We start from the raw sequence: 11,609 nt of genomic DNA on the forward strand, positions 1-11,609 counted from the left end.
CATGAAATTACTAATCGTCAGCCGCCAAGGCCGCGCCCGTTCGTTCGACACGCTGTTCGCCGGGCTTCAGGAGCGCTTCGCCCAGGTCACCGTGCACAAGCTGACCAAGGCCCAGGTTCACGACATCCGGCCCTACCTGCGGCAGACCGACTTCAGCGCCTGGGACCGCGTGCTGTTCGACGTCCCCCTGCGACGCCTGGGCAATGCCGCCAAGGGCCTGGCAGGCATCCAGGGCCTGGTGTTCTACGAAGAAGATGCCTGCCAGGAGCTGGTGGCCGAAAGCAAATTCCGCAATCAGTTCGCCAACGGTTTCAAGCAACTGGGCAACGCCCGCATCATTGTCACCAGCTACCACATGCGCGATTACTTCAACGCCCGTGGCATCGACACCTGGTGCATTCCCAAGGCCTACGACGACGCCGCCTTGCACGACCTGGGCATACCCCGCGACATCGGCCTGGGCTTCATAGGCCGTACCAAGAGCCAGGTCTACAACGAGCGCCGCCACCTGCTCGAGCGCATGAGTGCCCAGCACGGCCTGCAGGCCTTGCGCACGCAGACCCCGGACGAATACCTGCACCTGCTCAACCGCATCGCCGTCTTCCTCAGCGCTGACATCGGCTTTAACGAATACATGGCCAAGAACTTCGAGGCCATGAGCTGCGGCTGCCTGCTGATGGCCAAGCGCCAAGCGTCGGAAGACGCAGCCCTGGGCCTGGTGGACATGCACAACGTGGTGCACTACGACAGCTTTGAAGAAGCCGCCGCCAAGCTCCAGGAGCTGCAAGCCCAGCCCGAGCGCCTGCAACGCATTGCCGCCAATGGCCTGGCCCTGGTGCGCGAGCGTCATCGGCTGTCACAGCGGGTCGGCGACTTTGCCCACGTGCTGCAGCTGCCCGCCCAGCCCTTGCCCACCCGCACCCCCAATTGGTACCAGCGCATCGCTCGATGGCTGCCCCGCCTGACCGCCTGAAGCCACGCCACGCCACGCCACGCGCCACTTTAAACACAGGACACCTTCGTAATGGACGCCAAAACCACCCTCCTCGCCCGAATCGACAGCCGCGAGGCCCTCATCGGCATCGTTGGCCTGGGCTACGTGGGGCTACCGCTGATGCTGCGCTACACCGCCGCCGGCTTTCGTGTGCTGGGCCTGGACATCGATGCCCATAAAGTCGACATGCTCAACGACGGCCTGAGCTACATCGAGCATATTCCCGGCGCCAGCATCGCCCAGGCGCGCGAAGCAGGTTTTCACGCTACCCGTGATTTCAGTCGCGTCGCCGAATGCGACGCCCTGATCCTTTGCGTGCCCACGCCGCTCAACGAATACCGCGAACCCGACATCAGCTACGTCACCAACACCGCCGACGCCATCGCACCCTTCCTTCGGCCTGGCCAGGTCGTGTCCCTGGAAAGCACCACCTACCCCGGCACCACCGACGAAGAAATCATCCCGCGCATCATCCATCAGGGCCTGACCGTGGGCACCGACGTGTTCGTGCTTTACTCCCCAGAGCGCGAAGACCCAGGCAACCAGCACTTCGACACGCAGACCATCCCCAAGGTAGTGGGCGGTGCCACCAAGGCCTGCCTGGAAGTGGGCGTGGCCCTGTACCAGGTGGCCATCGACCGCGTAGTCCCCGTCAGCTCCACCAAGGCCGCCGAACTGACCAAGCTGCTGGAAAACATCCACCGCGCCGTCAACATCGGCCTGGTGAACGAAATGAAAATCGTCGCTGACAAAATGGGCATCGACATCTTCGAAGTCGTCGACGCCGCCTCCACCAAACCCTTCGGCTTCACCCCCTACTACCCGGGCCCCGGCCTGGGCGGCCACTGCATTCCCATCGACCCCTTCTACCTCACCTGGAAAGCCAGGGCCTACGGGCTGCACACCCGCTTCATCGAACTGTCGGGCGAGATCAACCAAGGCATGCCCGAATACGTGGTCAGCAAGCTGGTGGACGGCCTCAACGACCACGGCAAGGCGCTGAAAAACAGCAAGGTGCTGGTGCTGGGCATCGCCTACAAGAAGAACATCGATGACATGCGTGAGTCACCGGCGCTGGAGATCATCAAGCTGATTCGCGAGCGCGGGGCATTGGCGGGCTACAGCGATCCGCATATCCCGGCGTTCCATGGCCACGGCGTCTACGACTTCCAGATGGACAGCGTGGCGCTGACTGCCGAAGGGCTGGCGGGGTACGACGCCGTGGTGCTGGCTACGGACCATGATCGGTTTGACTACGGGATGATTGGCGAGAATGCGCGGTTGCTGGTGGATAGCCGTGGGCGGTACCGGGAAGAGATGAGTAATTTGGTCAAGGCTTGATACAGATTTCCACGTCCATATCCGCTGCGCAGACGTAACATCATGCACACGAACAATGGACTGCCTCATCAAGAAGGACATCAATCATGAAGCTAGTGGCACTGGTATTGGCCACCGCGGCGCTGCTATCGGGCTGTGGGACCATCAACACGGTATTCAGGGATGACGCGGTAACGAAGCAAAATCTCACCAAGGTCAAAACTTACTGCGGGGCAGTGCCTCGGGTATACAGTGGCGTCATGTACAACTTTTGCTCGTTGAACGCGCCACAACCCGAAACGAATGACTTCAAGCCCTCCGCTGGCAATACCCTGGGATTGCTGGTGGACATGGGGATCTCGGGCGTTCTTGACACCCTTGCACTGCCTTACACGATTGTCCGGCAGAGCACTGAAGGCAGCATCGAAGTCCGCTGACCAACGCCATGGGGTAAAGGCCGGAGCACACCGGCCTTTACCGTCGAGGTTACTCTACTGCCAACCGCTCGCGGTTCTTGTCCAGCAAGGACTTGCCGATACCTTTCACCTCAAGCAACTCGTCCACGGAAGTAAACACTCCGTTGGCCTCACGGTGGGCCACGATCGCCTCGGCCTTGGCCATGCCTATGCCGGTAAGCTCGCGCTGGAGGGTGTCGGCGTCAGCCTTGTTGAGGTTCACCTGGGTGGCCTGCATCGTCGCCGGGGCCATGGGTTGCCCAGCGGCAGCAGGTGCGGCGTGCGCGGCAATGGAAGCGGTGAACAGGATAGCGGCCAGCAGGGCCGAGAGAGAGAGGTTACGCATGGGTGAAGCTCCTTGACGTCAGTGGGTTCTGAGGCGGCTTTCCTAAGCCGCCTTCATAACCTAGCTGCTCCGGGGAGCTTGTCCAAAAAGGACTGGTTAGGGGATGTTTCCAGAGGCCTTACATCCCGCTCATCATCCTCGTTCAAAGCTCCTGGCGCTGGTGCAGATGCACCCAGTCGACTATCTCGCCATCCGGTGCATACCCGCTGACAGTGTCGCGCAATAGCTGGCGCACCAGGTCGTAGTCGTTGCTCTCAACGGCCTGCATTAATGCAAAGAGTTTTTCTTTCAACTGATCCCAATGAAGGTGCTCTTCATGGGCACTCATGATCATGGGGTGGCGGGTCATCGCCACGTTGTCACCGATCAGAAGCTCTTCGTAGAGTTTTTCCCCCGGGCGCAGGCCAGTGAACTCGATGGCTATGTCGCCTTGAGGGTTTTTTTCCGAGCGAATGCTGAGACCGGAGAGGTGAACCATCTTTTCGGCCAATTCCGCAATGCGCACCGGCTCGCCCATATCCAGGACGAAGACATCACCGCCCTGCCCCATCGAGCCGGCCTGAATCACCAGTTGTGCGGCTTCCGGAATTGTCATGAAGTAACGCGTAATCTTGGGATGGGTAACCGTCAGCGGGCCGCCGGACTTGATCTGCTTATGGAACAGCGGAATCACCGAGCCCGAGGAGCCCAGCACGTTGCCGAACCGCACCATGGTGAAGCGGGTCTTGTTGACCCGCGCCACGTTCCCCGGGTCGCCATAGAGCACCGGCGCCACTTCCCGGCTAATTGCCTGAAGCGTCATTTCCGCCAGGCGCTTGGTGCTACCCATGACATTGGTGGGCCTGACCGCCTTGTCGGTGGACACCAGCACAAAGTTCGCCACCCCGGCCTGCAGCGCTGCCTGAGCAGCATTGAGGCTGCCCATGACGTTGTTGAGCACGCCCTCTGCAATATTGTGTTCAACCATTGGCACGTGCTTGTAGGCCGCGGCGTGGTAAACCGTATTGATGTTCCAGGTCCTCATCACCTCCAGTAACTTGTGCGGGTGCCGCACAGAGCCCAGGATCGGCAGCAGCCGCACAGTCAAGGCTTCACGCGCCAGCCGCGGCTCCAGCTCGCTCATGATGGTGTAGAGGTTGAACTCGCTGTGCTCGAACAGCACCAGAAGCGTGGGGCGCAGCGAAAGAATCTGCCGGCAAAGCTCCGACCCGATGGAGCCACCAGCGCCAGTCACCATGACTGCTTTGCCGGTCACGCAGTGCTCCAGCAAATCATCCTGGGCGGGCACGGGGTCGCGCCCCAGCAGGTCAGCGATGTCGACCTCCTGGATATCGTCCACCTTCACGCGGCCTGCGGCCAGGTCGGTAAAGTTGGGGACGCTGCGCACGTGCAAGGGAAAACCTTCCAGGAAACCGAGGATTTCCCGACGCCTGGCGCGACTGGTGGAAGGCAGTGCCAGCAGCAGTTCCTGAGCCCCGGTGACATCGATCATTTGCTGGATATGCTTGGGATTGAACACCTGAAGCCCGGAAATGATCCTGTCAGCGATACTGCTGTCATCGTCGATAAAGGCTACCGGACGCATGGTGCGCCCCATGCGCAGCGCCGCTACCAGCTGGTTTCCGGCCACCCCTGCACCATAGACGGCGACCTTGGTGAGCCCTTCGTCACGGCTGCGAAACGGTACGTAGTTGGAGGTGAACCAGTCCCCCATGAAATATTGCCGCATGGCCAGGCGCAGGCCGCCGATGATCACCATGCTCAACCACCAATAGTTGAAAATGATCGAGCGCGGCACGATCGCTTGATGGTTGCTGTACCAATAGACGACAACGGCCAGGATCAGCGAGGACAAACTGACGGCCTTGACGATGGCAACCAGCGCATCGTTGCCGAAATAACGCATGACCGCCCGGTACATGCCGAAACGAATGAACAGCGGGATAGCCACGACCGGTGCGCACAGGAACAGCCAACCGTGCACCCTGATCGGGTTGTACATGTCATCGATGCCAAGACGCACCATGAACGCAAGCCACAGCGCCATCCAGACAAGCACCACGTCCGTCGCCACTTGAATGATGCGCTTCTGGCGGCGCGGGAGACTCAGTAGAAATGCTCTAAATCGATCCATAACTTCTCAACCTTCATGGTCTGGCATTCATTAGTCCGACTCCATTGTAGCGGGAATGTCGCACGGGGCGCTCACACCGCTGTATTCAGGGCCTCACGCGCACCGGCGCGGTATTTCCAGGCCAATAGCAGCAAAGGCACATAGGCCACCACCAGCCCGGTCAGGCCATCCAACCCAAGTACCGCCACTGCCAATGCGACCGGCAGCAACCAGCCGACGTTCAGGGCTGCCACGGCCAGCGTCACCGGGCGGTGGGCACCCCAGCGGCGAGAGGCGTACTGGTAGGCATGGCTGCGGTGCGCCTCGTAGACTTTTTCACCGCGCAACAGCCGGCGAATCAGGGTGAAGGTCGCATCGACAATGAAAACACCCATCAGGATGAGCCATACCCACAGGTAACGCCCGTCCACGGCTGCACCCTGCAGCGACATCACGGCCAGCACGATACCCAGGAAGCCACTGCCGGCATCGCCCATGAAGATTCTGGCCGGTGGAAAATTCCAGAGCAAGAAGCCTGCCACGGCCGCGGCCAACAGCAGCGGCGGCCACAGCAACTGCACCTGGCCCGCCAGGGCGTACACCAGGCAGATGCCCAGGCAAACGGTGATGGCTTGCACGCTGGCAATGCCATCGATGCCGTCCATGAAGTTGTACAGGTTGAGCATCCATACCAGGTACAGCGCACCTGCAGCGCTCAACCACCAAGCCGGGGCGAGCTCAAACCCGGGCAGGGGCACTGCGGGCATGCCACCGACACAAGCCAAAGCCAACGCTGCAGCGGCGAAATGCCCCAACAACCGCCAACGCGCGGCAATGTGCCCGTGGTCGTCCATGAACCCCAGCACAGCCACCAGCACCCCGGCGCCGGCGATCGCCAGGTAGCCGCGGCCACTATCTGGCCCAAGCATCCACAAGGCGCTCAGCACTAGCAGGAAGCTCAGCACGATCGCCACCCCGCCACCCCGCGGCGTAGGCACCGTGTGTGAACTGCGACCGTTAGGTACGTCCATCAGGCTTCGTTTCAGTGCATAGCGGCGCAGGACGCCCGTCAAGCCGCAAGCAACCACCAGTGCAACCAACAGCAAAATCCAATGACTCATGCTTGCCCCGACTCCTTATAGGCTGCCGCCGTTCGCCTCATTGCCACTTCGACAGCCACGGGTGGTTCCCACCCCAGCAACTCACGGTTCTTGCTTATATCCACCTGCAAACTCCCGAGCAGCCGCTGGACGAGCGCCGCCTTGCCACACAACCGTCCCGCGAAGGCCAACCAGGCGGCGGGAACGGGTAGCAGCCGGGTCCGGCTGCCTAGCGCTTGCCCTAACTGTTGCAGCAATTGGGTGGTGGACAAGTCCTGACCATCGCTGGCGAGGAAAATCTGCCCACGGGCGGCCGGGTGGTCAATGCAGGCGCTGATCAGGTCAACGAGGTTGTCCACGTACACCAGGCTGCGGCGATTGCCCACGGCGCCAAACGGCAAAGGCAGGCCACGATCGAGCCAGCCCATCATGCTACGGAAGTTGGCCTTCACGCCGGGGCCGTAGACCAGCACCGGGCGAATGATGACGATCTCCATACCTGTCCGCGAGCCCAGGCCGAGCAATGCCTGCTCGGCCTCACGTTTTGATTGACCGTAGGGGTCGACCGAGACGGGCTCATCATCGGCCATGAACGGCCGCCCCTCGGCACTCTGCTCGCCATTGACCTTGATGGAGCTGAGAAACACGAAGCGGCGCACACCCTGCGCAGCGGCTTGGGTCGCAAGGGCGAGGGTGCCTTGCACGTTGACCTGGCGGAAGGCGTCAAGCGGATCACTGGAACGCTCGTTCATGACATGCACACGAGCTGCCGCATGCACTACCACATCAACGCCCTGGAGTGCAGCCGACCAGTCGGTGCCTGCGCCAATCTCACCTACCACGAAGGGCGCGACCCCGGCGGGCAACGCAATACCAGCCCTGCGCACTGCCGCGTGAATTCGCTCACCCCTGTTGCTGGCCAGGTGGCGTAACAACGCCCCCCCGACGAACCCCGAACCACCGGTAACCAGAATGGATCTGCATGACATGAACACGTACCCGATGGAAGTCGACCGCCAACAGGCTAAGCCTTGGCGAGCAGCTCATCATAAAGACCGGCGTAGGCGCCCGCCATGTCATTGGCCGAAAACACTTTTTCATACCGAGCGCGCGCATTGCGCCCCCACTCGCCGGCCAGCTCCGGCGCGCCCCACAGCTGGGCCATCGCAGCGGCGAGCGCCTGCGCATCGCGCGGCGGCACCAGGCGCCCGGTAACCCCGTCAAGGTTGATGAATGAGGTACCCGTGCCGATGTCACAGGAAATCATCGGTTTGCCATACATGGCTGCTTCCAGCAACGAAATGCCGAATGATTCCGAGCGCAGGTGGGAAGGAAAGACGAACCCGGTGCACAGCTGCAACAGCGCAGCCTTGTCCGCATCAGGCAGGCCACCGAGGAAATGCACGTGGCTCAGCCCGAGCGCGCTCGCCTTGCCCTTCAACTCCAATTCCAGATGACCACCGCCGACGATGGCCACGGGCAAACCGGTGAGCTTGGCGGCCTCCAGCAGATAGTCGATGCCCTTGTAGTAACGCAGCGCCCCCACGAACAGGAAGAAGCGCTCGCCCAACTGCTGCCGCCAATGCGCCAAGCGCGCGGCATCCGGTACCGGGTAGGTTGCCTGGTCAAGGCCATACGGGATGATGCGAACCTTGCCACCCAACCGGCGAAGCACAGGGCTGCTCTGCGCGTAATTGGGGGACGACGCCACTACCGCATCGGCGCTTGCCAGGAAACGGTTCATCAGCGGCTCGTACAGCTTGAGCAGGTACTTCTGCTTGACGATATCGGAGTGATAGCTGACCACGGTGGGCTTGCGCACCCGGCTGGCAAAATGCACCAGGTCCATGAAGGGCCAGGGGAAATGGTAGTGAACCAGGTCGGCGCCTGCGGCCAGCTCAGCGAAGTCCTTGAAAGCCGACATCGAAAAACCGGTAGACGCAACATGCAAGTCCAACTTCGAGCGGTGAGTTACATGATGAGCGAGCGCCTCGTTGCGCGCTGCGCCGCGCTCACTGAGGTATAACACCTCGGCATCGAACCCAAGGGAACTGCAACCCTCGGCGATCTGGAAAATGACCTGCTCGATTCCCCCCATGCTGTCGGGGTAATAGGTCTTGAAAAAATGCAGGATCTTGCTCATTGCCCCAAGCCCACCTTCTTGTAAACCTCGAACGTCTGCTCGGCGCACCGCTCCCAGGAAAACCCAGCTGCATGGGCGATACCCATGGCGCGAGCCTGGTCGCGCCAGGCTTCATCTTCAAGCCCGCGCTGCAAATGGGCCGTTAGCTGATCGATATCCAGGGGGTCGCACATCAGTGCCGCATCGCCTGCCACCTCGGGCAGCGACGAGCTGTTGGAACAAACCACTGGCACCCCCGAACTCATGGCTTCCAGGACCGGCAAGCCAAAACCCTCGTACAACGACGGAAACGCGAACAACCGAGCCCCTGCAAACAACAACGGCAGATCCTCGCTGGGCACAAAGCCCAGGTAGCGCGCCCAGCCTTCGCGCTTGGCGGTTTCCAACCGCTGGTGGATAGCCTCGTTCGCCCAACCATGGTAACCCGTCAGGATAAGCGGCCAGCGCGTGCGGGTCGCCACAGGCAGGCGGCTATAGGCATCCAACAACGTCTGGATATTCTTGCGTGGTTCTATCGTCCCTACGAACAGGCTGTAGCCACCAGGCTCAAGGCCGTGGCGGGCAAGCGGCGCGAGCAACGCCTCGGCGTCACGGGGGAAAAACTCGGGGGAGCTGGCCAATGGCACCGCATGGATACGCTCCAGCGGCCAATTGAAGAAATTGGCCAGCTCGTTGCGGGTGTAATGGGAGTCAGTAATTAGCGCGTCGGCGCGGGCCACCGTCACACTCAACTCTTTTTGCAGGTACCGCGCCATCTGCGGCGCATGGCAATGCGCCCAGGTAAAAGGCGACAAATCGTGGAACGTAGCCACGCTGCGGCCCTTGAAAGGCGGCAGGTAGTAATTGGGGCTGTGATACAGGAAATCACCGTGCCCTTTGAGCGCTTGCTTGCGCAAAAAAGGCATCAGCAATCGATAGGCTTCGATTGCCAGGAAATTTTTCTGCACCGCCCGCTTGAGGCCATACCCGGTGCCGGATGATTCGGCAGCCGTCGGCAAGGCCGGGAGAAATCGGCGACCGGCAAAGTACTGCAGTTCCGTGATTTCCGGATTTTGCTGCAGCCTGAGCGCAAGTTCGTAGGTATAGCGGCCAATGCCGGTCAGCGGAAAGCGAACCGGCTCTACAGAGAGTATGACCTTCATCTATTCAGCCAGCATCCAACCCAGGGTGTCTTCCAAGGGAGGGGTATGCCAACCTGGCACCAAGCCCTTCAATTTGCGGTTGTCACCACACAGGGTCTTCACTTCATTGGCACGCACGAATGCCGGGTTCACTTCAACCTGCAAGCGGTGCCCGGTGATGGTGCTGCACATGTCGATGACTTCGCGTAGCGAGTAAGCCTTTCCGGAACTGACGTTGACGGTCTGGCCCAACGGCCGAGCCTCGATCAGCCCACGGTAAGCCTTGACCAGCGCCCGCACATCGCTGAAATCACGCCATACGTCCAGGTTGCCCAACTCGATCTTCTCCGCTTTGCGGCGGAAGTGGGAAACGATCTTGGGCAACAGGAAATTGTCGGCCTGCCCTACCCCGGTGTAGTTGAACGGCCGGGTGACCACAATAGGCAAGCGGCCATGCCACAGGTTGACCATATACTCCATGGCCAGCTTGCTCACTGCATAGTCGTTGGCTGGCGCTGGCGCCGTCGCTTCATCCAGCAAGCCCTCGGAGGCATTGCCATAGACGTTGGCGCTGCTGGCAACCAGGACGCAATCCAACGTCTTGCCGCAGGAAGCGATGGCCTCCAGCAGGTTGCGGGTGCCGATCAAGTTCACCTGGTAGAACGCTTCCGCCGCGCCATGCGCGACGAAGGCCAAGGCCGCGAGGTGCACGACGATGTCTGGTTGAATCACTGCCAGCAACTTGCCAAGGCCCGACGCATCCGCCAGGTCCATCTGATAGTAATTGGCTTCCGGCGATGGATGAGTCCCCATCCCCAGCACTTCATAGCCCTGGGCTTGAAGCTCGGCCGCCATATAGCGACCGGTGAAACCATGAATCCCTGTTATCAGTACACGTTTGCCGGCAGTGGTCATCAGAAGGAAAATCCTTTTTCGTTACGGCGCAGGTCGGCCAGGACCATCATTCGACACAGTTCTTCGAGAGAAGTTTTCGGCTCCCAGCCCAAAACTTCTTTAGCTTTCGCGGGGTTACCGATCAGCAGGTCAACCTCGGTCGGGCGGTAGAACTTCGGGTTCACCGCGACAACCACATTGCCAGTAGCCTTGTCGATGGCGTGCTCACCCTCGGCTTCACCGTGCCATTCGATCTCAATATTGGCAGCCTTGAACGCCATGGTGACGAAGTCACGCACGGTTTCAGTACGGTTGGTGGCCAGGACGAAAGTGTCCGGCTCATCGGCCTGCAGCATACGCCACATGCCTTCCACGTACTCCTTGGCAAAACCCCAATCGCGCTTGGCGTCCATGTTGCCCAGTTCCATCTTGTCCAGCAGGCCCAGCTTGATCTTCGCGACAGAGTCGGTGATCTTGCGGGTCACGAATTCGCGGCCACGCAGGGGCGACTCGTGGTTGAACAGGATGCCGCTGGTGGCGAAGATGCCGTAGGACTCGCGGTAGTTGATGGTCATCCAGTGGGCGTAGAGCTTGGCAACGCCGTACGGGCTCCGCGGGTAGAAAGGCGTGCTTTCGATTTGCGGGATAGCCTGGACCTTGCCGAACATCTCCGAGGTCGACGCTTGGTAGAAACGCGCTTTCGGGTTGACGATGCGGATGGCTTCCAGCAGGTTCACGGCACCCAGGCCAGTGATTTCGGCGGTGGTCAGCGGCTGCTCGAACGAAACACCCACGAAACTCTGGGCCGCAAGGTTGTACACCTCGGTTGCCTCGGTGGTTTGCAGCAGGCGGATGCTGGCCGACAGGTCGGTCAGGTCGTATTCCACCAGGTGAAGGTTGGGGTTGTTTTGGATCCCCAGCTCTTCGATACGCCAGAAATTGACTGAGCTGGTACGGCGGTAGGTGCCATAGACGGTATAGCCCTTTTCCAGCAGCAGCTCTGCCAGGTAGGCGCCGTCTTGACCCGTGATACCAGTAACGATTGCTTTCATGTGAATTGACCTACTCCATTATGTTCCACAAGGGGCTTCGACAAACGAGCGCTACGCAAAGCTCCGCACTG

11 protein-coding genes are annotated in these 11,609 nt (G+C 60.7%); 3 read left to right on the top strand and 8 right to left on the bottom strand.

Annotated features, from left to right (window positions below; translation table 11 throughout):
* The first annotated feature begins 1 nt into the window (after nucleotide 1).
* The 3 genes from AC0Z2B_RS13130 (at nucleotide 2) to AC0Z2B_RS13140 (ending at nucleotide 2,751) form a co-directional block, all read left to right on the top strand.
* Nucleotides 2–973 carry a glycosyltransferase gene (locus tag AC0Z2B_RS13130; RefSeq protein WP_476297106.1) on the top strand — a complete coding sequence of 324 codons (972 nt, stop codon included), beginning with the start codon at nucleotides 2–4 and terminating at the stop codon, nucleotides 971–973.
* 51 nt (nucleotides 974–1,024) lie between these two features.
* Nucleotides 1,025–2,335, top strand: a complete 1,311-nt coding sequence (locus AC0Z2B_RS13135; RefSeq protein WP_476297108.1) for a nucleotide sugar dehydrogenase — start codon at nucleotides 1,025–1,027, stop codon at nucleotides 2,333–2,335.
* 86 nt (nucleotides 2,336–2,421) lie between these two features.
* Complete coding sequence (locus AC0Z2B_RS13140) at nucleotides 2,422–2,751, top strand: YceK/YidQ family lipoprotein (RefSeq protein WP_476297110.1); 330 nt, start codon at nucleotides 2,422–2,424, stop codon at nucleotides 2,749–2,751.
* 49 nt (nucleotides 2,752–2,800) lie between these two features.
* Here the strand turns inward: AC0Z2B_RS13140 and AC0Z2B_RS13145 are convergent, their stop codons facing one another.
* The 8 genes from AC0Z2B_RS13145 to gmd form a co-directional block, all read right to left on the bottom strand.
* Nucleotides 2,801–3,115, bottom strand: a complete 315-nt coding sequence (locus AC0Z2B_RS13145) for a ComEA family DNA-binding protein (RefSeq protein ID WP_476297112.1) — start codon at nucleotides 3,113–3,115, stop codon at nucleotides 2,801–2,803.
* A 142-nt stretch (nucleotides 3,116–3,257) separates the two neighbouring features.
* Nucleotides 3,258–5,249 (bottom strand): polysaccharide biosynthesis protein, encoded by a 1,992-nt coding sequence (locus AC0Z2B_RS13150; RefSeq protein ID WP_476297114.1) that lies wholly within the window; start codon nucleotides 5,247–5,249, stop codon nucleotides 3,258–3,260.
* Between the two features lie 71 nt (nucleotides 5,250–5,320).
* Entirely contained in the window at nucleotides 5,321–6,349 is a 1,029-nt protein-coding gene (locus AC0Z2B_RS13155) for an MraY family glycosyltransferase (RefSeq protein WP_476297116.1), read from the bottom strand.
* The gene (locus AC0Z2B_RS13160; protein WP_476297118.1) at nucleotides 6,346–7,317 is read right to left on the bottom strand and encodes an NAD-dependent epimerase/dehydratase family protein; all 972 of its coding nucleotides are present in this window, start codon (nucleotides 7,315–7,317) and stop codon (nucleotides 6,346–6,348) included. The genes AC0Z2B_RS13155 and AC0Z2B_RS13160 overlap by 4 nt, the downstream gene beginning before the upstream one ends.
* A 35-nt stretch (nucleotides 7,318–7,352) precedes the next feature.
* Nucleotides 7,353–8,471, bottom strand: coding sequence for a glycosyltransferase family 4 protein (locus AC0Z2B_RS13165; RefSeq protein WP_476297120.1), 1,119 nt, complete (start codon nucleotides 8,469–8,471; stop codon nucleotides 7,353–7,355).
* Nucleotides 8,468–9,613 (bottom strand): glycosyltransferase family 4 protein, encoded by a 1,146-nt coding sequence (locus tag AC0Z2B_RS13170; RefSeq protein WP_476297122.1) that lies wholly within the window; start codon nucleotides 9,611–9,613, stop codon nucleotides 8,468–8,470. The genes AC0Z2B_RS13165 and AC0Z2B_RS13170 overlap by 4 nt, the downstream gene beginning before the upstream one ends.
* A complete protein-coding gene (locus AC0Z2B_RS13175; protein ID WP_476297124.1) occupies nucleotides 9,614–10,507 on the bottom strand; it encodes a GDP-mannose 4,6-dehydratase in 894 nt (297 codons plus the stop codon). It lies immediately after the preceding gene.
* Nucleotides 10,507–11,538: a GDP-mannose 4,6-dehydratase gene (gmd, locus tag AC0Z2B_RS13180; protein WP_476297126.1), complete on the bottom strand. Its 1,032-nt coding sequence runs from the start codon at nucleotides 11,536–11,538 to the stop codon at nucleotides 10,507–10,509. Before gmd ends, AC0Z2B_RS13175 begins: the two co-directional genes overlap by 1 nt.
* Nucleotides 11,539–11,609: the final 71 nt, after the last annotated feature.

This window comes from Pseudomonas sp. GYB4201 (genome assembly GCF_056312595.1).

Bases quoted from the DNA above. Each gene is read 5' to 3' on its own strand.
- AC0Z2B_RS13170 (WP_476297122.1), bottom strand. From the start codon at position 9,613: ATGAAGGTCATACTCTCTGTAGAGCCGGTTCGCTTTCCGCTGACCGGC.
- AC0Z2B_RS13175 (WP_476297124.1), bottom strand. From the start codon at position 10,507: ATGACCACTGCCGGCAAACGTGTACTGATAACAGGGATTCATGGTTTC.
- AC0Z2B_RS13150 (WP_476297114.1), bottom strand. From the start codon at position 5,249: ATGGATCGATTTAGAGCATTTCTACTGAGTCTCCCGCGCCGCCAGAAG.
- AC0Z2B_RS13165 (WP_476297120.1), bottom strand. From the start codon at position 8,471: ATGAGCAAGATCCTGCATTTTTTCAAGACCTATTACCCCGACAGCATG.
- AC0Z2B_RS13130 (WP_476297106.1), top strand. From the start codon at position 2: ATGAAATTACTAATCGTCAGCCGCCAAGGCCGCGCCCGTTCGTTCGAC.
- AC0Z2B_RS13160 (WP_476297118.1), bottom strand. From the start codon at position 7,317: ATGTCATGCAGATCCATTCTGGTTACCGGTGGTTCGGGGTTCGTCGGG.
- gmd (WP_476297126.1), bottom strand. From the start codon at position 11,538: ATGAAAGCAATCGTTACTGGTATCACGGGTCAAGACGGCGCCTACCTG.
- AC0Z2B_RS13140 (WP_476297110.1), top strand. From the start codon at position 2,422: ATGAAGCTAGTGGCACTGGTATTGGCCACCGCGGCGCTGCTATCGGGC.
- AC0Z2B_RS13145 (WP_476297112.1), bottom strand. From the start codon at position 3,115: ATGCGTAACCTCTCTCTCTCGGCCCTGCTGGCCGCTATCCTGTTCACC.
- AC0Z2B_RS13135 (WP_476297108.1), top strand. From the start codon at position 1,025: ATGGACGCCAAAACCACCCTCCTCGCCCGAATCGACAGCCGCGAGGCC.
- AC0Z2B_RS13155 (WP_476297116.1), bottom strand. From the start codon at position 6,349: ATGAGTCATTGGATTTTGCTGTTGGTTGCACTGGTGGTTGCTTGCGGC.